The organism is Streptomyces sp. NPDC045470 (assembly GCF_040646595.1).
GTDB lineage: Bacteria > Actinomycetota > Actinomycetes > Streptomycetales > Streptomycetaceae > Streptomyces.
In genome coordinates this window covers 518,771-540,663 of the sequence record NZ_JBEZAN010000003.1, presented here as the reverse complement: position 1 = coordinate 540,663, position 21,893 = coordinate 518,771, and the positions used below count along the sequence as shown (strand labels likewise).

18 protein-coding genes and 1 tRNA gene are annotated in these 21,893 nt (G+C 74.2%); 11 read left to right on the top strand and 8 right to left on the bottom strand.

What is annotated here, in order from left to right:
* Nucleotides 1-98: 98 nt before the first annotated feature.
* Nucleotides 99-1,808 carry a BCCT family transporter gene (locus AB0A97_RS12680; protein ID WP_361148788.1) on the top strand — a complete coding sequence of 570 codons (1,710 nt, stop codon included), beginning with the start codon at nt 99-101 and terminating at the stop codon, nt 1,806-1,808.
* A gap of 56 nt (nt 1,809-1,864) precedes the next feature.
* Here the strand turns inward: AB0A97_RS12680 and AB0A97_RS12675 are convergent, their stop codons facing one another.
* Nucleotides 1,865-2,830, bottom strand: coding sequence for an FAD-dependent oxidoreductase (locus tag AB0A97_RS12675; protein WP_361148220.1), 966 nt, complete (start codon nt 2,828-2,830; stop codon nt 1,865-1,867).
* A gap of 186 nt (nt 2,831-3,016) precedes the next feature.
* Here AB0A97_RS12675 and AB0A97_RS12670 point away from each other — a divergent pair, with 186 nt between their 5' ends.
* The 3 genes from AB0A97_RS12670 (at nt 3,017) to AB0A97_RS12660 (ending at nt 6,930) form a co-directional block, all read left to right on the top strand.
* A complete protein-coding gene (locus AB0A97_RS12670) occupies nt 3,017-4,054 on the top strand; it encodes an oxidoreductase (RefSeq protein ID WP_361148218.1) in 1,038 nt (345 codons plus the stop codon).
* A gap of 263 nt (nt 4,055-4,317) precedes the next feature.
* Nucleotides 4,318-6,429 (top strand): FUSC family protein, encoded by a 2,112-nt coding sequence (locus AB0A97_RS12665; RefSeq protein WP_361148216.1) that lies wholly within the window; start codon nt 4,318-4,320, stop codon nt 6,427-6,429.
* A gap of 282 nt (nt 6,430-6,711) precedes the next feature.
* Nucleotides 6,712-6,930, top strand: a complete 219-nt coding sequence (locus tag AB0A97_RS12660) for a hypothetical protein (RefSeq protein WP_361148214.1) — start codon at nt 6,712-6,714, stop codon at nt 6,928-6,930.
* 63 nt (nt 6,931-6,993) lie between these two features.
* Here the strand turns inward: AB0A97_RS12660 and AB0A97_RS12655 are convergent, their stop codons facing one another.
* From AB0A97_RS12655 to AB0A97_RS12645, 3 genes are all read right to left on the bottom strand, one after another.
* Entirely contained in the window at nt 6,994-9,444 is a 2,451-nt protein-coding gene (locus tag AB0A97_RS12655; protein WP_361148212.1) for a Tex family protein, read from the bottom strand.
* Nucleotides 9,445-9,690: 246 nt separating this feature from the next.
* Nucleotides 9,691-10,428: a class I SAM-dependent methyltransferase gene (locus tag AB0A97_RS12650; protein ID WP_361148210.1), complete on the bottom strand. Its 738-nt coding sequence runs from the start codon at nt 10,426-10,428 to the stop codon at nt 9,691-9,693.
* Nucleotides 10,429-10,550: 122 nt separating this feature from the next.
* Nucleotides 10,551-11,423 (bottom strand): hypothetical protein, encoded by an 873-nt coding sequence (locus AB0A97_RS12645; RefSeq protein ID WP_361148208.1) that lies wholly within the window; start codon nt 11,421-11,423, stop codon nt 10,551-10,553.
* Nucleotides 11,424-11,594: 171 nt separating this feature from the next.
* Between AB0A97_RS12645 and AB0A97_RS12640 the strand changes: the two genes are divergently transcribed.
* A complete protein-coding gene (locus AB0A97_RS12640; RefSeq protein WP_361148206.1) occupies nt 11,595-12,563 on the top strand; it encodes a GlxA family transcriptional regulator in 969 nt (322 codons plus the stop codon).
* A gap of 120 nt (nt 12,564-12,683) precedes the next feature.
* Entirely contained in the window at nt 12,684-13,322 is a 639-nt protein-coding gene (locus tag AB0A97_RS12635; protein WP_361148204.1) for a DJ-1/PfpI family protein, read from the top strand.
* Nucleotides 13,323-13,443: 121 nt separating this feature from the next.
* On the opposite strand, the gene AB0A97_RS12630 is transcribed toward AB0A97_RS12635, so the two are convergent.
* Nucleotides 13,444-15,525, bottom strand: coding sequence for an ATP-binding protein (locus AB0A97_RS12630; RefSeq protein ID WP_361148202.1), 2,082 nt, complete (start codon nt 15,523-15,525; stop codon nt 13,444-13,446).
* Nucleotides 15,526-15,665: 140 nt separating this feature from the next.
* Between AB0A97_RS12630 and AB0A97_RS12625 the strand changes: the two genes are divergently transcribed.
* On the top strand, nt 15,666-15,953 hold the full coding sequence (locus AB0A97_RS12625; RefSeq protein WP_361148201.1) for a hypothetical protein: 288 nt from the start codon (nt 15,666-15,668) through the stop codon (nt 15,951-15,953).
* Nucleotides 15,954-15,974: 21 nt separating this feature from the next.
* Here the strand turns inward: AB0A97_RS12625 and AB0A97_RS12620 are convergent, their stop codons facing one another.
* Entirely contained in the window at nt 15,975-16,733 is a 759-nt protein-coding gene (locus AB0A97_RS12620) for an enoyl-CoA hydratase/isomerase family protein (RefSeq protein WP_361148199.1), read from the bottom strand.
* A 55-nt stretch (nt 16,734-16,788) separates the two neighbouring features.
* On the opposite strand from AB0A97_RS12620, the gene AB0A97_RS12615 reads away from it, so the two are divergent.
* The 4 genes from AB0A97_RS12615 (at nt 16,789) to AB0A97_RS12600 (ending at nt 20,020) form a co-directional block, all read left to right on the top strand.
* Nucleotides 16,789-18,441: an ABC-F family ATP-binding cassette domain-containing protein gene (locus AB0A97_RS12615; protein ID WP_361148197.1), complete on the top strand. Its 1,653-nt coding sequence runs from the start codon at nt 16,789-16,791 to the stop codon at nt 18,439-18,441.
* 83 nt (nt 18,442-18,524) lie between these two features.
* Nucleotides 18,525-18,598, top strand: a tRNA-Met gene (locus AB0A97_RS12610).
* 115 nt (nt 18,599-18,713) lie between these two features.
* Nucleotides 18,714-19,382 carry an HdeD family acid-resistance protein gene (locus AB0A97_RS12605; protein ID WP_361148195.1) on the top strand — a complete coding sequence of 223 codons (669 nt, stop codon included), beginning with the start codon at nt 18,714-18,716 and terminating at the stop codon, nt 19,380-19,382.
* A gap of 131 nt (nt 19,383-19,513) precedes the next feature.
* Nucleotides 19,514-20,020 carry an ATP-binding protein gene (locus AB0A97_RS12600; RefSeq protein ID WP_361148193.1) on the top strand — a complete coding sequence of 169 codons (507 nt, stop codon included), beginning with the start codon at nt 19,514-19,516 and terminating at the stop codon, nt 20,018-20,020.
* Here AB0A97_RS12600 and idi read toward each other — a convergent pair.
* Entirely contained in the window at nt 19,995-20,606 is a 612-nt protein-coding gene (idi, locus tag AB0A97_RS12595; RefSeq protein ID WP_361148191.1) for an isopentenyl-diphosphate Delta-isomerase, read from the bottom strand. The genes AB0A97_RS12600 and idi overlap by 26 nt on opposite strands.
* A gap of 56 nt (nt 20,607-20,662) precedes the next feature.
* Nucleotides 20,663-21,610, bottom strand: a complete 948-nt coding sequence (locus AB0A97_RS12590) for a cation diffusion facilitator family transporter (RefSeq protein WP_361148189.1) — start codon at nt 21,608-21,610, stop codon at nt 20,663-20,665.
* Nucleotides 21,611-21,893 lie beyond the last annotated feature (283 nt).

The following is a 21,893-nucleotide window of genomic DNA, read 5'->3' as shown; positions in this document are numbered from 1 at the left end:
GTGTGGTAGGGGGTAACGGGTAGGGAAAAACTGGCCAATTGAAAGGTCGACACGTGTCGGAAACAGACCAGGACACGGGCGGCGGGGGAGGTGCGTCGGTGGAGGCGGAACTCCCCGGCGCGCCACACCGCACCGGCCCTCCGCAGACCGACCGCGTGGTCTTCGGCGTCACGGCGCTGCTCACCCTCGCCTTCATCGTCTGGGGCGCCACCTCCACCGAGTCGCTCAAGAGCGCCTCGACGACGATGCTGAACTGGATCATCGAGAACGGCGGCTGGGCCTTCGTGCTCTCCGCCTCCGGCTTCGTGGTCTTCGCCATCTGGCTGGCCGTGAGCAAGTACGGCCGGATCACGCTGGGGAAGGAGGGGGAGGAACCGGAGTTCCGTACGGTGTCCTGGGTCGCGATGATGTTCAGCGCGGGCATGGGCATCGGCCTGATGTTCTACGGCGTCAGCGAGCCGCTGGGGCACTTCGCCACCCCGCCCCCGGGCACCGATCCCGAGGACGCCGCGCAGGCCATGGACACCGCGCTGGCCACCACCCTGTTCCACTGGACCCTGCACCCGTGGGCGATCTACGCCGTCGTGGGGCTGGCCATCGCGTACAGCTGCTTCCGGCGGGGGAGAAGGCAGACCATAAGCGCGGTGTTCACCCCGTTGATCGGCAAGCGCCGGGCCAACGGCTGGGGCGGACAGGTCATCGACATCCTCGCCATCTTCGCCACCCTCTTCGGCTCCGCCGCGTCCCTGGGGCTCGGCGCGCTGCAGATCGGCAGCGGCATCAAGGTGCTCGGCTGGATGGACAAGGTCAGCACCACCCTGCTCGTCGTCGTCATCGCGGTGCTGACCGTCGCCTTCGTCCTGTCGGCGGTCTCCGGCATCGCCCGCGGCGTCCAGATGCTGTCCAACATCAACATGGTGCTGGCGCTGATCCTGGCCGTCTTCCTCTTCGTCGTCGGGCCCACCATCCTCATCCTGAACATGCTGCCGACCTCCATCGGCACCTTCATCGGCGAACTGCCGCAGCTCGCCGGCCGTACGGAGGCCAGCAGCGGCGACCAGGTCGGTGACTGGCTGCGCGGCTGGACGGTCTTCTACTGGGCGTGGTGGATCTCCTGGACGCCGTTCGTGGGCATGTTCATCGCCCGGATCAGCCGCGGGCGCACGATCCGGCAGTTCATCGGCGGGGTGATCCTCGTGCCGAGCGTGGTGAGCCTGCTGTGGTTCGCGGTGTTCGGCAGCTCGGCGATGCACCTCCAGGACAGGAAGCGGCTCTCCGGGGAGACCACGCCCGAAGGGCAGCTCTTCGACGTGCTGCACCAGTACCCGGTGGCCACCGTCACCAGCATCCTGGTCATGATCCTCGTCGGGATCTTCTTCGTCTCCGGCGCGGACGCCGCGTCCATCGTGATGGGCACCCTCTCGCAGAAGGGCTCCTTCGAACCCACCCGGCTCGTGGTGATCTTCTGGGGCGTGGTCACCGGCGCGGTCGCCGCGATCATGCTGCTGATCGGCGGCGGGTCGGACGACGCGCTCACCGGATTGCGGGACTTGACGATCCTGGTGGCGGCGCCCTTCACCCTGGTGATGATCGCGATGTGCTGGGCGCTGATGAAGGACCTGCGTCACGACCCGTTGATCGTCCGCGGGCAGAAGGGCGAAGAGGTCGTCGAACTGGCCGTCATCGCGGGCCACGAGCGCTACGACGGCGACTTCGAGATCCGCATCGGACCGGGCAACGGCAACGACGCCGCACCGCCCGGAACAGCCGACGCGGCGGCACCGGCCGCCGAGGAGGGCAGGCCGTAGCACCGGTCGTGCGCGGGTGAACACGGGGGAGGGCCGGCGGAAGCCCGGCCCTCCCCTCACACCGTCCCGTCACCCGCCAGCCGAACCACCTCGTCCGCGCACCCCCACGCCACCGTCACACCCGCCCCGCCGTGCCCGTAGTTGTGCACACACAGCGCGCCGCCCGGCAGCCGCTCCGCCTCCAGCCGTACGGCGGTACGCCCCGGGCGCAGACCGACCCGGTGCGCCAGGACACGGGCGTGCGCCAGCTTCGGGTGCACGCGCGCGCAGCGCTCCACGATCGCGCGGGCGGTCGCCGGGTCCGGCTCCCGCGACCACGCGCCCTCGCGCGCCGTACCGCCCAGGACCACCCCGTACGGCTGCGGCAGGATGTACGTGGTGCTCTCGGCGTGCGCGTCGGCCGCTCCGAACCACTCCTCGACACCGGGGTTCTCCACTACCACCAACTGCCCCTGCACGGGCCGCACCGCCACGTCCGGTACCAGCTCGCGGGCGCCCAGCCCGGAGCAGTTGACCACCGTGCCGGCCTCCCGCCCCGCCTCCGCGAGCGAGGTGAACGGCCGCCGCTGCACCGTGCCGCCCGCCTGCGCCAACCGCCGCTCCAGGTACCGCAGGTGGGACGGCATGTCCACCAGCGGCGTGGTGGCGCGCCAGCCCGCGCCGCAGCCCGGCGGCAGCTCGTCCGGCGTGGCCCGCCGCAGCCCCGGCACCGCCGCGTGCCAGCCGTCCGGCTCCGGGTCCCCGGCGTCGGCCATCGTGCCGGTCACCAGCCGTACACCGGTCTCCGCCGGGCGCGCGGCCAGCTCGGTGAGCAGGTGGAAGGAGCGCAGCGACCAGGCCACCGCCCGTTCCTCCGGCCGCACCCGGTAGGGCCAGCACAGGCCGCCCGCGACCGCGGAAGTGGTGTCCCGGGCCGGGTCGCGGCTGACGACCCGCACCTCGCGCCCGCGCTCCGCCAGCCTGACGGCGGCCGTCAGGCCGATCACCCCGCCGCCGATCACGATCACATCGCTCGTCGTCATGCCTGGACGCTATCCGCTGCGCCCGCCGCGGGCGACGGGTGCGACGGGGCGGCCGCGCGCGGCACCGGACCGCCGCCCGGCCGCCCCGCGGGGCGCGGAACCGCGGCGCGGTGTCCGGAACATCCCCCTCCCGTGAATTGCCCGGCGCCGGGCTCATATCGGCGGTCGCGTGGGGATACTCAGGACATGTCTGCGCATCACGCGACTTTCGGACTGGCGCCCGCGACGCGCGCCGGAGCGGTACTGTCCAACGGCGCGTACGAGGCCCACCGCGACTTCTGGGACTTCATCGTCGACGGCAGACCGCTCCTGCTGCGCCTGGCCGACCTCGACGCGGTCTCCCCGCTCGCCGCCGACCTCGGCCCGTCCCTGTTCACCGCGCACGTGCGGCGGCTGCTCCTGGAGGAGGACGCCCCGCTCGCCGACGGGCGCTACGTCCTGTACGGCTGTCCGGAGTGCGAGGGCCTGGAGTGCGGCGCGGTCACCGCCGTCATCGAGCGGGACGGCCGGGACGTCGTCTGGCGCGACTTCGCCTGGCAGACGGGACAGTCCGCGGACCTGCGGCGCGACGGCTACCCGGGCATCGGCCCGTTCCGCTTCCACGGCGCGCAGTACCGGGCCGCGCTGGAGAACCTGCTGTCCGAGGCGGGGCCGGAGCGGGGCGCGGCGGCCTCCCGGCGGGTCCTGCTGGTCGGCCGGCGGGTCGCGCTGCCGGCCCGGCTGGCCGCCGCCCTGCGCGGCATCGGCATCGGCGCGGAGATCACCCGGGACGCGGCCGGTGCCTCGCCGGACGAGTTACGTTCGTACGGAGCGGTGGCCTTCGGCAGTGCGACGGGGGAGGCGGAGCGGGCCGCCGTGCGCGCAGCGTTCGCGGCGGCGGGCTCCTCGGCGGTCTTCGTGGACCTGCCGTTGCCGGTCGTCCCGCTGCTCGTCGCCCGTGTCGAGGAGGCACTGGACCGGTGCCCGCAGGACCAGCGGCGCCTGCTGCGGCTGGCCGCGGTCCGCGGCGAGGTCACGGTCGAGACCGCGGTGCCGTGCCGGATCGGCATCACCGCGTACCGCGTGGACCGCCTGTCGCGCACGCGGACGGCGGAGCTGTTCGCCGGGCAGGTCGAGGCGGGCACGCACCGGCTGGCGGTGGACGCGCGGGCGACGCGGGGAACGGCGTACGTCGTCGCCCGGACGAGCGGAAGTGTGCTGGTCGCGCCGGTGGCGGGGGAGTAGCGGGCGGCGGCCGGGGACGTGTTCGGTACGGCTGAATGTGTTCTTGACATTCCGGTAACCCGCACGTTCCGACGCGTACGGACAGGACCTTAAGCTGGATGTCAGCACCGTCGGCCGATGACGCCCCTCGGACGCCCCGCCCCGCACCCGTCCCGGGTACTCCGTGTGCCCTCCCCCTCAGCCAGCAGCGCAGTACGTCCAGCTCTGTGCGGGTACGTACCCATATGTCCGCCGCTGCCGTCATCCGCCGTTCAAGGAGGCCCATGCCCCGCGCTCCGCGCGCCGTGCCCACCTGGCTCGCCCACCCCCTGCGCTGGCAGCGGCTGCCCGTGCCCTGGGCCGCCGTGGTCCGCGGAGCCCTGTGCGCGGGCCCGCTGCTCGCCGCGGGCGTGGCCACCGGCCACCCGGCCGCCGGCGTGCTGGCCGGCCTCGGCTCCATGCTCGCGGGCGTCAACGACCGACCCGGCACCCGCCGCCGCGGCGTCGTGCACATCGGCCTGCCCGCCCTCGCGTCGTCCTTCGGCATGCTGATGGGCGCCACCCTGCAGACCGTCGGCGCGGGCTGGTGGGTGGTCCCCGCCCTGTTCGCCGTGGGCTTCGTCTCGGGCGCGGGCAGCGTCGCCGGGCCGGTGCGCTCCAACGCGGGCATGCAGATGCTGGCCAGCACCGTCCTCGGCGCGGGCATGCCGCTGTCCGGCGCCCCGTGGCTCAAGGCCCTCTACCTCCTCGCCGGCTGCCTGTGGCTGCTCCTGCTGCGCCTGGTGTTCCACCCGCCCCGCCCGGTCGGCGGGCCGCTCAGCGGTGAGCGGGCAGCCGTCGCCACCGTCTTCGACGCGCTCGCGGACGCGCTGGAAGCCGTCGGCGGGCCGGGCGCCGAAGCGGCCCGCCGCCGCCTCACCGCCGCCCTCGACCGCGCCGACGAAGCCCTGCGGCTGCGCCGCCTGCTGCGCCGCCGCCCCCGCGCGGACGAACGGCTGCTCGCCGAGCGGCTGGCGGCCGGCACCGCGCTGTGCGAGGCCAGCGTCGCGCTGCTGTGGGAGGCCCAGCCGCTGCCGGACCGGGTGGCCGAGGGCCCGCGCCGCTTCGCCGAAGCGCTGCGCACCGGCCGCCCGCCGGGCCGGCTCTCCGCGCCGGAGACCAGTTCCCCGGCGCGCGGCGCCTTCGACCGCGCCCTCCTGGACGCCGCAGTGGTCTTCGCCCGTACGGAACCGCTGGACACCGCCGGGGCCGACGGCGGGCCCGCGGCGATCTCGGGAGCCGTACCCGCGCGTACGGGAACGGGGGCGACGACGGAGACGGCAACGGAGGCGGCGACGGACGGGCAGACCGGGACGCAGCCGCAGGACGGGGAGCGCGGGACGCCCGCCGCGGAACGCTCCGCGCCCGGCCGCCGCCCCTCCCCGCGCGACCGGACGATCGCGGCGGTCGCCTCCCGCACCCGGCGCGGCCGGAGCCTCCTCGGCCCGGCCGGCCGCGACTACGGCCTGCGGGTCGGCCTGTGCATCGCCGTGAGTGCGGCGGCGGCCCTCGCGCTGCGCGCCGATCACTGGTACTGGCTGCCCGCCACCGTCACCTTCCTCGTCAAGCCCGACCTGGGTCCGCTCTTCTCCCGTACGGTCAACCGCTTCGCCGGGACCGTCGCCGGTGTGCTGGTCTTCGCGGCGGCCGGGGCGCTGCTGGACGGTTGGTGGTGGCCCGCGCTCATCGCCGGAGCGGGCGGCGCGCTGCTGCCGTTCGCCACCCGCCACTTCGCGCTCCAGACCGTCGCGATCACCCTGATGGTGCTGTCGTTCGTGCACGTCAGCGGTGACCCGCAGGCCGCGCTGGAGCGGATCGTGGACACCTCGGCCGCCTGCGGCATCGTGCTCGTCGTCGGCCACCTGCCGCGGCTCGCCGACCCGCGCCGCCGCGTCGGGCACCGGGTCACCGCCGCGCTGCGCGCCACCGGCACGTACCTGGGCGAGGTGCTCAGGACCGAACCGGGGCACGACCGGGGCGAGCGGCTGGTACTGCGCCGGGAGGCCTACCGGGCGCTCGGCGAGGCCCGCGCGGCGGCCGAGACCGCGGCCGCCGAACTCGTCGCGGCGCGCGGCCGCAACCCCGACTGGCTCACGGTCGTCACCGCCGCCGAACGCATCGTCGACGCGGCGACCGCCTGCGCCGTACGGCTCGACCACGGCGCCCGCCGCCCGACCCGGCAGGAGGCCCGCCGGCTCTCCGAGGCGCTCACCGCGATGGCGGACGCGCTGGAGGACCCGGGCCGCCCCGGGCCGCCCGCGCTCGCGGCCCAGATCCCGCCCGTACCGGGCTGCGCGACGCTCACGGACGTGGCCGCCGAGCTGGAACGGATGCGCGGCTTCGCGGGCGCGGCCTGAAGCGGCCCGCCGGCCGCGCGCGTCCGGTCTGAACCCGCCCACAGCGGGTAGGGCGTTTCTGATGGTTCTCCGTGCGTGCCGGGCGTCGCGATGCCGCGGAGATCCGTCAGAAGCGCCCTAAGCGTGCCGCCGACGGGCGCCGCTACGGCTGCCGCCACCCGCTTGGCACGCCGGGCATGCCGACGCCGCCGGGCCGGTGCGCTACTGGAGGAGCCGGGCGGCACCGTCGCGGCGCCACCGAACCGTCGATTCCAGCGTGAGCCGGGAGCCAGCATGGGTGACATGTCGAAGAACCGCCCCGAACGGGAGCGCAGGGCACAGCGCGCGGCGCAGGAGAACGCCCCCGCCTCCCCGGACCGCAGTGCCGGGGAGGCCGCCGGCGTCGGAGAGAGTTACGTGTCGCAGGAGGACGGCCGCTGGGTCAGCCACGTGGGGAAGCCGGAGGCCGGGAAGCACCGCAAGGGCCCCGGCCCGGTACCGCGTACGGACACGCCCGAGTGACCTGAACGTCCGTGCGGCCGGTACCGGCCCGAACCGGTACCGGCCGCACCTTGCTCAGCCTGCTCAGCGCCCGCCGCGCTCCTTGCCCAGGAGGCCCGCACGGCGCAGGGCGTCGGCCATGGCGCCGTTCGCCGGGGCGGCGTCGCGGGAACCGCCACGGCGCTCGTTGCCGCCCTGGCGCTGTCGCGGGGTGCCGCCGCGCCGCTGCTGGCCGTCCCGGTCGCCGCGGCCGTCCCGGTCGCCGCGCCGGGCCTCGCGCGGAGCGCCCTGGCGCTGCCCGCCGTCGGCCGCGCCGCCGCCCTTGCCGGGTTCGTCGTCGAGGCGCAGCGTCAGCGAGATCCGCTTGCGCGGGATGTCGACGTCCAGCACCTTCACGCGCACGATGTCGCCCGGCTTGACCACGTCGCGCGGGTCCTTGACGAAGGTCTTGGACATCGCGGAGACGTGCACCAGGCCGTCCTGGTGGACACCGACGTCGACGAAGGCACCGAAGGCGGCCACGTTGGTGACCACACCCTCCAGGAGCATCCCGGGCCGCAGGTCGCCGATCTTCTCCACGCCCTCCTTGAAGGTGGCCGTCTTGAAGACCGGGCGCGGGTCGCGGCCCGGCTTCTCCAGCTCCTGGAGGATGTCGGTGACGGTCGGCAGTCCGAAGGAGTCGTCGACGAAGTCGGCCGGCTTCAGCGCGCGCAGCACCGCCGTGTTGCCGATCAGCGAGGACACCTCGCCGCCCGCCGACTTCACCATCCGGCGCACCACCGGGTACGCCTCCGGGTGCACGCTGGACGCGTCGAGCGGGTCCTCGCCGTCGCGGATGCGCAGGAAGCCCGCGCACTGCTCGTACGCCTTCGGGCCGAGCCGCGCCACGTCCTTGAGGGCCTTGCGGGCCTTGAAGGGGCCGTTGGCGTCGCGGTGCGCGACGATGTTCTCGGCCAGTCCGGAGCTGATGCCGGACACCCGCGACAGCAGCGGGGCCGAGGCGGTGTTGACGTCGACACCGACACCGTTCACACAGTCCTCGACCACCGCGTCCAGCGACCGCGACAGCTTCACCTCGGACAGATCGTGCTGGTACTGACCGACACCGATCGACTTTGGATCGATCTTGACCAGTTCGGCCAGCGGGTCCTGGAGGCGGCGCGCGATCGAGACCGCGCCGCGCAGCGACACGTCCAGCTCCGGCAGCTCCTGCGAGGCGAACGCCGAGGCCGAGTACACCGACGCGCCCGCCTCGGAGACCATCACCTTCGTCAGCTTCAGCTCGGGCTGCGCCGCGATCAGGTCGGCGGCCAGCTTGTCCGTCTCACGGGAGGCGGTGCCGTTGCCGACGGCGATCAGCTCGACGTCGTGCTCCCGGGCCAGCCGCGCCAGCGTGGCCAGCGACTGGTCCCACTTCTGCTGCGGCACGTGCGGGTAGATCGTCTCCGTCGCCGCCACCTTGCCCGTCGCGTCCACGACGGCGACCTTCACGCCCGTACGGAAGCCGGGGTCCAGGCCCATCGTGGCGCGGGTGCCGGCCGGCGCCGCCAGCAGCAGGTCGCGCAGGTTGGATGCGAAGACCCGTACCGCCTCGTCCTCGGCGGCCTGCCGCAGCCGCAGCCGCAGGTCGATGCCGAGGTGCACGAGGACGCGGGTGCGCCAGGCCCAGCGCACGGTGTCCTTGAGCCACTTGTCGGCCGGGCGGCCGCGGTCGGTGATGCCGAACTTGTGGGCGATGGACTGCTCGTACGCCGTGGTGCCCTCGACCGGCTCGGTCTCCGGCTCCAGCGCGAGATCGAGGATCTCCTCCTTCTCGCCGCGCAGCATCGCCAGGATCCGGTGCGACGGCAGCGCGGTGAAGGGCTCCGCGAAGTCGAAGTAGTCGGCGAACTTGGCGCCCGCCTCCTCTTTGCCCTCGCGCACCTTCGCGGCCACCTGACCGCGCGACCACATGCGTTCGCGCAGCTCGCCGATGAGGTCGGCGTCCTCACTGAACCGCTCGGTGAGGATGGCCCGCGCGCCCTCCAGGGCGGCGGCCGGGTCGGCGACGCCCTTGTCCGCGTCCACGAACGCCGCCGCGGCCGCCGCGGGTTCCACCGACGGGTCGGCCAGCAGGCCGTCCGCCAGCGGTTCGAGGCCCGCCTCGCGCGCGATCTGCGCCTTGGTGCGCCGCTTGGGCTTGTACGGCAGGTAGATGTCCTCCAGGCGGGCCTTGGACTCCGCGCCGCGGATGCTCGCCTCCAGCGCGGCGTCCAGCTTGCCCTGCGACCGGACGGACTCCAGGATCGCGGTACGCCGCTCCTCCAGCTCCCGCAGGTAGCGCAGCCGTTCCTCCAACGCGCGCAACTGCGCGTCGTCGAGCATTTCGGTCGCTTCCTTGCGGTACCGGGCGATGAAGGGCACGGTCGAGCCGCCGTCGAGCAGTTCGACCGCGGCCTTCACCTGCCGCTCCTTGACGCCGAGCTCGTCGGCGATCCTCGCTTCGATGGATCCGATGGTCCCGGACGCCCCGTTGGCCTCGGTGGATGCCGTCACGTTGTTCCTGCCCCGCCTTCCAGCGTTTGCTTGAGCCTGCATTGTGCAGGTTGGCGGGCTTCACTGTCGCGCGACCCGGGCCGCCGCGGCGAGGTGTGAGAAGCCGCACGCGCGGGGGAGCGGTCCGTACGGGACGTGGGGATACGCACGGGGCGGGCGGGGCGGGACGTACCGCGCTCCGGGAGCCGGCGGCCGGCCGGGAAGGGCTCGGTGCCCGGGCGTGTCAGCGCGTCCGGAAGGCGGCCCTCAGCCGTCGGTACGGCGCAGCACCAGACTGACGAAGCCCCAGCTGTCCCGGTAGACCCGCAGCCACTCCGTACGGTGGGCATCGGCCGCCGCCAGTGCCTCGCTCCGGTCGGGGCCCTCGGGCCGGTCCAGCGCCCACGAGGCCAGCGACCCGGCCCACGACCATTCGTAGGCGTCCAGCTCCCGGCGGCTGCTGACGTGTCCGTGGACGGGGGTCCACCCGGCGGCGGTGACGCGTTCCAGGGTGGTCGGCAGGTCGGCGAAGTCGCCGAGCATCCCGACGGCCTCCGGGGACGGCGTACGCTCCCAGAAGCCGTCACCGACCAGGACCCGGCCGCCGGGGGCCAGGTGCCGGCGCGCCGCGACCAGCGTGGGCAGCAGGCCGCCGAAGGCGTGCGCGGCCCCGACGCTGACCACCAGGCCGAACGGGTGCGGGGAGCGGAAGCCCGTGACGTCCTCGTGGTGCAGGACGAGCCGGTCCGCGACGCCCTGCCCGACGGCGGCCGTACGGGCGTGCGCCAGGGACTCCGCGGAGACGTCCACGCCCTCGGCCCGCAGCCCCCGATGCCGGGCCAGCGCGCGCAACAGCCATTCCCCGCCCCCGCACCCGAGGTCGAGCACCCGCTCGTCGCCGTGCGGCAGGGCGTGTTCCAGCAACTGCCGTACCGAGTCGTCGCCGAGCGGCGCCGCGATCGGGTGGCCGGTGTGGGCGATACGGGAGATCCGTCGGCGGTCCATCGGCGCAGCCTGGCAGCGGGTCCCCGTCCCGCGCACCTGGAATTCCGTGCGCGGGACGCCGCACGGGCCCACGGCGGAGCGGAGCAACTGCCGTACGGTTCCCGTGCGTCGGTCCGGGCGGCTCAGCGCTTGCCGAGGAGTTCCTTGGGGAACGCGCCCGCCGCCACCGCGGTCTGCGTGAAGCCGGTGGCCAGCTCGGTGAGCCGGGCCACGTCCGCCGCGCCCAGGTGCTCGTACGGTGCCAGGTCCAGCCGGTCCGTGGTGTCCTCCAGGTCCGCGCGCAGCTTGGTGCCCGCCTCGGTCAGCGCGCCCGCCGCGTCCAGGATGCCGCGTTCGCGCAGCCCCTCCTCGGCCGCCTCCCACTGCTCCAGCGACCAGCCGCGGGTCGCCAGGAGCCACGAGCGGTCCGCGCCGCGGTCGGTGGCGGTGTGGGTGACCAGGGCCTCCAGGCCGTTCAGCTCGGCGTCCAGCAGCGCCACCAGGTGGCCGTCACCACGGTGCTCGCGCAGCAGCGTCGCCGCGTGCCAGTAGGCGAGGTGCGGGGCCTCGGGGACCGGGAGGTCGGCGTGCGCGGCGTACAGCGGACGGGCGTGCCGGGTGCAGCCCTCGGTGGCGCGCAGCGCCAGCCGGGCCGCCTCGGCCATCTCCGGCGACTCCACCACGGCGTCGCCGAGCAGCCGCCGCAGCGTGCTGTCGACCGCCCGCAGCCGCGCGGCCAGCACCTCGGCGGGCGGCACGACGGACCAGACCTGCGGTATGTGCCGGGCGACCAGGTCGTACGCGAAGTTGTAGAAGGTCGCGGTGACGGTGCCGGGGCCCACCGCGCCCATGGCCGCGGCCCGGCTCGCGAAGTAGGCGGCGGCGCGGTCCTCGACGCCGACGGCCGCGAGTTCGGCCGGCAGGTCCGGCGAGAAGTAGACGGTCGAGTGCAGCGGGTTGACGACGTGGTGGCAGCGCCGGCCGGCGCGCTCCGGGAGCGAGGTCGTGGAGGTCATGCCCGCAGGTTACCGACCCGTTGGTATGGAGGGGAGGGCAGGCCCGCGGCACGCCGGTCCGCGTCCGCGTCCGGTGGCCGCCGAGGGCGGTGGGGCGGGCTGTACGTGATGGCCGTAAAGGTGGGTTGTTCGTCATTGCCGCCATCACCGCGTCCGCCCAGGATGGGGCTCATGGAACAGCGCGATGTGCTGGTCGTCCTCTTCGAGGGCGTACAGAGCCTCGATGTCACCGGCCCCCTGGAAGTCTTCACGGGAGCCGCCCTGCGCGTGCCCGGCGCGTACCCGGTCCGTACCGCCTCGCTCGACGGCGCCCCGGTCCGTACGTCCAGCGGACTGACCGTCACCCCCGACCTGCGGCTGTCCGACGCCGCACCGCCGCACACCCTCCTGGTGCCCGGCGGCCGGGGCACCCGGGCGCCCGACCCCCGGCTCGTCGACTGGCTGCGCGCGAACGCCCCGGAGGCGCGGCGCAAGGTGGCGGTGTGCACCGGAGCGTTCCTGCTCGCCGCGGCCGGGCTGCTGGACGGGCGCCGGGCGACCACCCACTGGACCCGCTGCGACGCGCTCGCCGCGGGCTATCCGGCCGTACGGGTCGACCCGGAGCCGATCTACGTACGGGACGGCGACGTGGCGACCTCGGCGGGCGTCACCGCCGGCATCGACCTCGCGCTGGCCCTGGTGGAGGAGGACCTCGGGCGCGACCTCGCCCTGGACGTCGCCCGCCACCTGGTGGTCTTCCTGCGCAGACCCGGCAACCAGACGCAGTTCAGCGTCCAGCTCGCCGCCCAGACGGCGGACCGGCGCCCCCTGCGCGACGTACAGCAGTGGATCACCGAGAACCCGGCGGCCGACCTGTCCGTCGAGACGCTCGCCGACCGCGCGGGCCTGTCGCCCCGGCACTTCGCCCGCGCCTTCCGCGCCGAGGTCGGCATGACGCCGGGCCGCTACGTCGACCGGGTACGGCTCGAAGCCGCCCGGCGCCTCCTGGAGGACACCGCCGTCGGCGTCGAGGGCATCTCCCGCCGCTGCGGCTACGGCACTCCGGAGGCGATGCGCCGTGCGTTCACCCGCACGCTGGGCGCCGCGCCCGCCGAATACCGCCGCCGCTTCCGGCCCGCTTCCCCGCCACCGTTCGGCTGACCGGCCCGGCTGCTGGCCGCCGAGGCTCCCCGGCACCGAAGGCACCGAAGGCACCGAAGGCACCGAAGGCGTCGCAAGGCCCGAAGGACGCCGAAGGCACCAAAGGATCGAAAGGCCCCCATGCAGATCGCCATCCTCCTCTACGACCGCTTCACCGCCCTGGACGCCGTCGGCCCGTACGACACGCTCAGCCGCATCCCGGGTGCCGAGACCGTCCTCGTCGCCGAGCACACCGGAGAGCACCGCAACGACACCGGCACCCTCGCCCTGACCGCCGACGCGGTCCTGTCCGACGTCACCGCCCCGGACGTGCTCGTCGTGCCCGGCGGCCCCGGCCAGACCGCGCTGATGGACGACGGCCCGCTGCACGACTGGATCCGCGCCGTGGACACCCGCACCACCTGGACCACCTCCGTCTGCACCGGATCGCTGATCCTCGCCGCCACCGGGCTCCTCAAGGGCCGCCGCGCCACCTCCCACTGGCTCGCGCTGGACCGACTGCCGCGCCACGGGGCCGAACCGACCGGCGAACGCGTCGTCTTCGACGGTAAGTACGTGACCGCCGCAGGTGTTTCCTCCGGCATCGACATGGGCCTCGCCCTGGCGGGCCGGATCGCCGGCGACACCCGCGCGCAGGCCATTCAGCTCGGCATCGAGTACGACCCGCAGCCGCCGTACGACGCGGGCTCGCCGGAGAAGGCCCCGGCCGGAGTCACGGCGGCGATGCGGGCCCGGAGCCGGTTCGTCCTGGAGGACTGACGGGCCCGGTCGTCCTGGGGGGGCTGACGCACCCGGCGGACGACCGGGCCGTTCGCCTCAGAGGCCGTGCGCCTCAACGGCCCTACGCTTCCGCGGCCGTACGCTTCAAGGACCGTCCGCCTCAAGAAGCGTCCGGCCCACCACCCTCCAGCTCCTCCTGCCACAGCAGTTCCGTCAGCCGGCCGATCCCGGCCGTCAGATGACGCCGGTACGTCGTCATCGGCAGCCGCAGCAGCTCCGCGGCGCGCGCCTGGGTACCGGCCGGGCGCAGATACGTGTGGTGCAGCGCCCGGAACGCCCGGCGGTCCGGCGGCGACTCCTCCAGCGCTGCCGCCGCCGCACGGATCGCTTCCCGCAGGGCCGCCACCCGCTCCCGCGCGCCCGTCCCGTCCGCCGCGCACCGCCCGGCCACCAGCCGCGTCTCCAGCAGCGGTGAGTCCCGCAGCCCGTCCGGCCGTACGAACGCGCGCAGCGCCTCCCGTACGGCCGCCGCGAACGCCTCCCGGTCCAGCACCCGCAAGGGGCCGGACGGTACGGGCGGGGCCACGGCGAGGGGGTCCTCGGCCCGCTCCCGCTCGGTCAGCATCGCCAGCCACGCCAGCCCCGGCACCCGCCGCCAGTCGTGCACGAACATCCCGAACCGGCGCCCGCCGGACGTGAAGTCCGCCGCGGGCAGCCGGGCGAAGTCCACGTACGCACAGCCCGGCTCCCAGAACTCCGGGTCGGCGAACGGCAGCAGCGTCACGGCGGGCCGGCGGCCGGTGAGGTAGTGGTGCGTCAGGCGCAGGGTGATCAGTGTCTGCACGGGGGAGACGGCCTGGTACTCGTCGCGGCTCATCCAGAACCGGACCAGCAACGCCGTCTCGTCCCCGCGCAGTTCACCGTACGCGTCCAGCCAGCGGCAGGCGGCCCGTACCGCCGGATCGTCCGGCCCGCCCGGAGGGGGCGCCGCGCCCAGCTCGATCAGCGTGTAGAAACCCGCCGCCACCCCGTCCGGACCGCGCACGGTGTACGTCTCGGCCTGCGGACGCCGCGACCACGCGTGCACCAGCCGCGCCGCCTCGATCCCCTCGTGGATCGCGGCGACCGTGCACGCCTCCACCAGCTCACCCCCGGTGACCGGCCCCGGCGAGACGGTCAGCCGGTCCAGCCGGGCCGCGCCCGCCGCCCCGCGCGCCACCGGCTCCAGCAGCGGACCGACGACCGGACTGTCCCGGTGCAGGTACGCGAAGTCCGCGAGCACCGCCCGCTGCCGCCCCCGCTCGTCCTCCCGCGTGAACAGCCGCTGGTAGTACGCGCTGGCCCGGCGGTGCAGCGCCGCCCTGCGCTCCGGGTCGCGCCAGCGCAGCTCCGCGTCCAGCGCGTCCCGTACGAGATCGTGCGGATGCACCCCGCGTGCCCCGCTCTCCACGGCGGACAGCCCGCACAGCCAGTCGAAGTACGGCCGGGCGTCCGGCACGTCCAGCAGCGCGGCCAGCAACGGCTCGGTCGTCGAGAGCACCTGCGAGGACGCCTCCAGCGCCGTACGGTGCAGCGGCGTGGGCACCGCTTCCAGCAAGCTGGCCAGCAGCGCCCGGACCACCTGCGGCGACGGCCCGGGCCCGGCCGCCTCGCCGCCGAGCGCGGCGACGTCCGCCACCAGCGCGAGCGCCAGAGGGTGCCCGCGGGTGAAGGCCAGCCCCTGCTCCTGCACGGCGGGCGGCACACCGCGCCGGGTGAGCAGCTCCCGGCTGTCCGCCTCGTCCAGCGGACCGAGCGGCAGCAGACGCAGCAGCCCCTGCCAGGCCGGGTCCAGGCGCCACGACATCGACGGCGCCGTCCGGCAGGCCAGCGCGACCAGCACGTCGGCGGGCAGCCGGGGCAGCAACGCGCGGTGCACGGTCTCGCGCGCGGTCCGCGCGTCGTCCAGGCCGTCGATCAGCAGCACCAGGTCCGGCCGGTCCGGAATGCGTTCTGCCAGCTCCTCCTCGTAGGAGCGGACCCCGGACGCCTCCAGGTGGACGACGGTCCGCCCGGCGCGCCCGGCGAGCTGCGCGAAGTGGTGCAGCAGCGTGGTCTTCCCGATGCCGCCGGGGCCGTGCACGTACACCACCGCGCCGCGTCCGGCGGCCAGCAGCTCGCGAAAGGCCGTGGTCTCGTCACGGCGGCCGACGAAGCCCTCTTCGCGCGCCGTCGCGAGCCGGTCGCCCAACCGGTCGGTCACCCGTCAAGTATGTCGCCGAGGTGACCGGAACGGACCCGCATCGGACAGGAAACGGACAGTCGCCGGGCTGCCAACCGATCGGTTCCCGCCCGTAGCTTCCTGGTGTCGGTCCAGTCGGCGGCTCAGGGGGGCGAAGGCGGATGAACCGCAGGATCACCGCTGTCGTGGGAGCGGCGTTCGCCGGGGCCGCGGCCGCCGGGCCGGCCCTGTCGGCCGCCGGTCAGGGCGCGAAGTTCGAGCTCCGGTACCAGGGCGCGACCGTACCGGGTACCGGCTCGCCCGGCCCGTTCACCGCGTACGGCGCGGAACCGCGCGACACCTGGGCCGGCTGGCCGGGCGCGGGCGACCGCGCCGCCTGCGTCACCGACAACGGCACGGCCGACACGAACGTACGTCTGGCGCTCACGACGGACGGCGAGGTGGGATGACCCGTCTCCCCGTGGCCCGTATCACCGCGCCGTCCAGGTGAAACGCGGCGTCCGGCGTTCGAGGAAAGCGGCGACACCCTCCGCGGTGTCGCCGCTTTCACCTGCCTGTTCCTCCCAGTGGGCCACCCGCTCCGCGTCGGCGCGGCCGTCCGCGAACTCCTTCGCCGCGGCCTGCGTCAGCTGCGACCGGCTCGCCAGTACGGCGGTGAAGTCGGCCACCCGCTTGTCCAGCTCCCCTTCGGGCAGCACCTCGTCCAGCAGCCCGGTCCGCAGCGCCCGCGCACAGTCGATCAACTCGCCCGAGAACAGCAGGTACTTGGCGGCCGAAGGGCCCACCAGGCGCACCAGCCGCCGGGTCGCGGAGGCCGGGTAGACGATCCCCAGCTTCGCGGGCGTCACCCCGAACCGGGCGCCCTCCTCCGCGAACCGCAGGTCGCACGCGGCCGCCAGCTGGCAGCCGCCGCCCACGCAGTACCCGCGTATCGCCGCCAGCGTCGGCTTCGGGAACGCCGCCAGCGCCTCCTCCGCGGCCGTCGCCAGCCCCTTCCCCGTCCCCGCCCCCGCCGACCCGCGCAGCGACCCGATGTCCGCACCGGCGCAGAACGTGCCGCCCGCCCCGGTCAGCACCAGCGCCCGTACGGCACGGTCCGCCGCCAGCCGGTCCAGCAGCGGCGGCAGTTCCCGCCACATCTCCGTCGTCATGGCGTTGCGCTTGGCGGGGTGGCTGAGAGTGACGGTCGCTGTGCCGTCGCTGACGCGTGTGACGATGCCCGGTTCCATGCCCCGGATATTAGAGCGACGGCCTGGTGACGGGCCCGATACGATCAGCGGTCTGATGTCTGCCACCGCCGCCACCCTCGTAGCCAAGTCCCTCGCCGCCGGCCACGGCGAGCGCGTCCTGTTCTCCGGCCTCGACCTGGTGGTCGCGCCCGGGGACGTGATCGGCCTGGTCGGCGCCAACGGCGCCGGCAAGTCCACCCTGCTGCGCCTGCTGGCCGGGCTGGACACCCCGGAGGAAGGCCGGCTGACACTCAGCCCGCCCACCGCCACGGTCGGTCACCTCCCGCAGGAGCCGGACCGCCGCCCGGGGGAGTCCGTCCGCGCCTTCCTCGGCCGCCGCACCGGCGTCACGGCCGCCCAGGCCGCCCTGGACGCCGCCACCGAGGCCCTGGTCGAGGAACGGCCGGGCGCCGACGACGCGTACGCCACCGCCCTGGAGCGCTGGCTCTCGCTCGGCGCCGCCGACCTCGACGAACGCGCCGCGGAGACGGCCGGACAGCTCGGCCTGGCCGTCGGCCTCGACCAGCCGATGACGTCCCTGTCCGGCGGCCAGGCCGCCCGCGCCTCCCTCGCCTCGCTGCTGCTCTCCCGCTACGACGTCTTCCTGCTGGACGAGCCCACCAACGACCTCGACCTGGACGGCCTGGCCCGGCTGGAGGAATTCGTCACCGGCCTGCGCGCCGGCACGGTCCTGGTCAGTCACGACCGCGAGTTCCTGACCCGCACGGTCAGCCGCGTCGTCGAACTGGACCTCGCACAGCAGCAGGTCAACACCTATGGCGGTGGCTACGCCGCGTACCTGGAGGAGCGCGAGCGGGCCCGCCGCCACGCCCGCGAGGAGTACGAGGAGTACGCGGACACCAGGGCGTCCCTCGAAGCGCGCGCCCACACCCAGCGCAGCTGGATGGAGAAGGGCGTCAAGAACGCCCGGCGCAAGGCCACCGACAACGACAAGATCGGCCGCAAGTTCCGCGCCGAGTCCACCGAGAAGCAGGCCGCCAAGGCCAAGCAGACCCAGCGCATGATCGAACGCCTGGAGGCGGTCGAGGAGCCGCGCAAGGAGTGGGAACTGCGCATGGAGATCGCCGCCGCGCCCCGCGCGGGCGCGGTCGTGGCCACCCTGCGCGGCGCCGAGGTGCGGCGCGGGGACTTCCGTTTCGGCCCGGTGGACCTCCAGATCGACTGGGCCGACCGGGTCGCCGTCACCGGCCCCAACGGCTCCGGCAAGTCCACCCTGCTCGCCGCCCTGCTCGGCCGGCTGCCGCTGGACGCCGGACACGCCGCCCTCGGCCCCGGCGTCGTCGTCGGCGAGGTCGACCAGGCCCGCGGCGCCTTCCTCGGCGACGAGCCGCTGGCGGAGGCGTTCCGTACGGCCGTACCGGAGATGTCCCCGGCCGACGTACGGACCCTGCTCGCCAAGTTCGGGCTCAAGGCGGCCCACGTACTGCGGCCCGCCTCGACGCTCTCCCCGGGCGAGCGGACCCGCGCCGCCCTCGCGCTCCTCCAGGGCCGCGGCGTCAACCTGTTGGTCCTGGACGAGCCGACCAACCACCTCGACCTGCCGGCCATCGAACAACTGGAGTCCGCGCTCGCCTCCTACCGGGGCACGCTGCTGCTGGTCACCCACGACCGCCGGATGCTGGAGGCGGTGGACACCGGCCGGCGCATCGAGGTCGAGGGCGGGCGGGTCACCGAGCGGGTCCGCTGAGCCGCCCGGTCGCGCCGGGCGCGGCCGTACCGCCCGGCGATTTGGCGTACGGCCCCGGCGCCCCGTAGGGTGGTGTCAACCGACGCGGGGTGGAGCAGCTCGGTAGCTCGCTGGGCTCATAACCCAGAGGTCGCAGGTTCAAATCCTGTCCCCGCTACTTCCGCAGCAGGCCCGGTGCTTTCCGTAAGCACCGGGCCTGCTGTCGTGCGTGCGCTGCCGTCCGGGCCCGAAAGAGGTATACCGGGACAAAGGCGTCCGTGAGGAGGACCGTGATGCTCGGCAGGGACAGATCCTCGAAGGCCTCGGCGGCCACGGCGCCGCCGGGGACGCAGGCGGCGGGCGAGCTGAAACGCAGCTTCGGCCTGCTGGCGGTGCTCGGGGCGATCCTGGTGGTCGCCGGTCTGGTGGGTCTCGTGTACGTCGGTTTCGCGACCCTCACCTCGATGCTGCTCTTCGGATGGCTGCTGCTGATCGGCGGCGTGGTCGGGCTGCTGCACGCGATCCAGTCGCGCGGCACCAGCTTCTTCTGGCTCGCGGTGATCGTGGCGGCGCTGAACATCGCCGCGGGGGTGGTGGTCATCCGGCAGCCGGAGGTGGCGGCGGCGGGCCTGACGATGTTCGCGGCGCTGCTGTTCCTGACCGGAGGTGTCTTCCGGCTCGCCGGCGGCGCGGTCGTACGGGGGCCGCAGTTCGGCTGGACGCTGGTGCAGGGGGCCTTCGGCATCCTGCTGGGCGTGCTGGTGCTCGGTGACTGGCCGCACAGCAGCCGGTACGTGATCGGCTGCTTCTTCTCCCTCGCGCTGCTCTTCGACGGGCTGGGGCTGATCGCGATGGGCGTCGGCGGGCGGCGGATCGTCGGTATGGTGGCGGACGGCCGCGGCCCGCGTACGGGTGCACCGGACGCCACCGGGCGCCCACCGGCCTCATCCGGCAATTCTTGAACAGGAAACAAAAAGGTCAGGATCAGTCGCTGGCCTGAGCGCCGATGGCGAATTCGGTCAGAAGACGTCGATAGACGCTGACTTGTGTTCAGCGAGCCGGTCCGGGCCAGCTCACAACCAACACTCGGAGGGTGAGGACGCCTTCCGGCCCCCCGGCCGAACCCCCCGAGGAGCTGACCGCCGCGCGCGCGTACGAAGGAGTCTGGCGCTTCACCGCACCGGCACTGGAGTCGTCGGTGCCCCAAGCACGCCACGCGGTCCGGGACCTGCTCGCCCGGCAGCGCGTGCCCGCGGCCGGGGAGGTCCTGGACGCCCTGCTGCTGATCGTCTCCGAACTGGTCACCAACGCCGTGCAGCACGCCGCGCTGCTCTCCCCCGAGATCACCGTCGAGGTCACGGTCGGCGCCAACTGGGTCAGGGCCGCCGTGGAGGACGACCACCCGTACCGCCCCAAGGCCGTCGAGGCGGACGAGGGCGACATCGGCGGGCGCGGCCTGTGGCTGGTCAAGATGCTCACCGCCGAGGCGGGCGGCAAGTGCGACGTCGAGCACACGGCGAGCGGCGGCAAGGCGGTCTGGGCCGAACTGCCGCTCGCCCCGCCGACGGGCGGGTCTACCAGCCCGCCGCCGGTCCGGTGAGCTCCCGCACGGCGGGCCTGGCCGCGTCCAGCACGGTCATGAACCACGCCGAGAACGGCGCCTGCCGGTGCCGCTCGGCCAGCTCCTGAGGCGTCACGAACGCGATCTCGCCGACCTCCTCGGGGTCCGGCTCCGGCGCGGCCTGCACCAGTCCCACGAACAGGTGGTTGTACTCCTGCTCGACCAGCCCGGACTCCGGGTCCGGGTGGTTGTAGCGGACCGTGCCGGCCTCGCCGAGCAGCGCCGGGGCGACCCCCAGCTCCTCGGCGGTGCGCCGGGCCGCCGCGGCGAACGGCGTCTCACCGGGGTACGGATGGCCGCAGCAGGTGTTGGACCAGACGCCGGGGGAGTGGTACTTGCCCAGGGCGCGGCGCTGGAGCAGCAGCCGCCCCCGGTCGTCGAAGAGGAAGACCGAGAACGCCCGGTGCAGCAGGCCGGGCGGCTGATGGGCGGCGAGCTTCTCCTCGGTGCCGATCGTCGCGCCGTTCTCGTCGACCAGCTCCAGCAAGATCGGTTCGGCGGTGCCGTCCGGCGGGTTCACCGCCGTGGTTCCGGCGGTCTGTCCGTTGGCAGGTGTGATCGGCATGCCCATCCTTGTCGTCGGTCTCCTCGCCGCTCAAGTCTGCCCTAGCCGCGCCCGCATCATGGGCACAGTTGCGCCTCGTGCGCCGCCAGGCCGCCCGGCTCCAGCTGGAAGGTGCAGTGCCCGACGTCGAAGTGCCCGCCCAGGCAGCCGCGCAGCGCGTGCAGCATCTTCTCCTGACCGGCGGTGTCCAGCGCGTCCGGGGCGACGACCACGTGGGCCGAGAGCACCGGCATCCCCGACGTGATCGTCCAGGCGTGCAGATCGTGGACGTCCTCGACGCCCGGCAGCGCGAGCAGATGCGCCCGTACCTCTGTCATGTCCACTCCCTTGGGTGCGGACTCCAGCAGCACGTCCAGGGACTCGCGGAAGAGCTTCCAGGTACGCGGCACGATCATCAGCCCGATCACGATGGACGCGATCGGGTCGGCCGCCGCCCAGCCCGTGAGGGTGACCAGCAGGGCCGCCACGACCACCGCCACCGACCCCAGCGCGTCCGCCGCCACCTCCAGGAACGCGCCGCGCACATTGAGGCTGTCGCGCTGCCCGCGCATCAGCAGGGACAGCGACACCAGGTTCGCCACCAGACCGACGGCGCCGAAGACCATGGTCGTACCACCCTCGATCCCGACCGGCTCGAAGAACCGCGGCACCGCCGTGACCAGCACATACCCGCCGACGCCGAACAGCAGCAGGGCGTTCGCCACCGCCGCGAGGATCTCGGCGCGGGCCAGGCCGAAGGTGCGCTGCGGGGAAGGCGGCCGGTTCGCGAAGCGGATCGCGATCAGCGCCATCGTCAGGCCCACCACGTCCGTGGCCATGTGGCCCGCGTCGGCGAGCAGCGCCAGCGAGCCGGTGACCACGCTGCCGATGATCTCGGCGACCATGACGGTCGAGGTCAGCGCCAGCGCCCCGCGCAATCGGCCGCAGTACGCCGCGGCCGCCGTGCCGGTCCCCGCGCCGCCCGCCGCCGGCCCGCCGAATCCGTGGTCGTGTCCTGCGCCCATGCCGTACGCCTCCGTCCGAGATGCCGCCTCCACGCCGCCCGGCCGAAGCCGTCGGCTCTAGCAGTGAACTACGGGTGGGGGGTATGTGGCAACGCGACGCTGAACACCGTTGTCACTACTCTGACCTGCGCGGATTCCCTCCCCGTCGCCGATCTTGCCCAGTCGGCTGGCCACCCCGCCCGGTGGCCGTGCGCCGCGTTCGCTTGGGGCGGCCGGCCTTGTCCGGCAGCGGCTTGCCCCGTGTGGTCGCGGGCTGTCCCGTCTGGCGGCGGCCCGTTCCTTG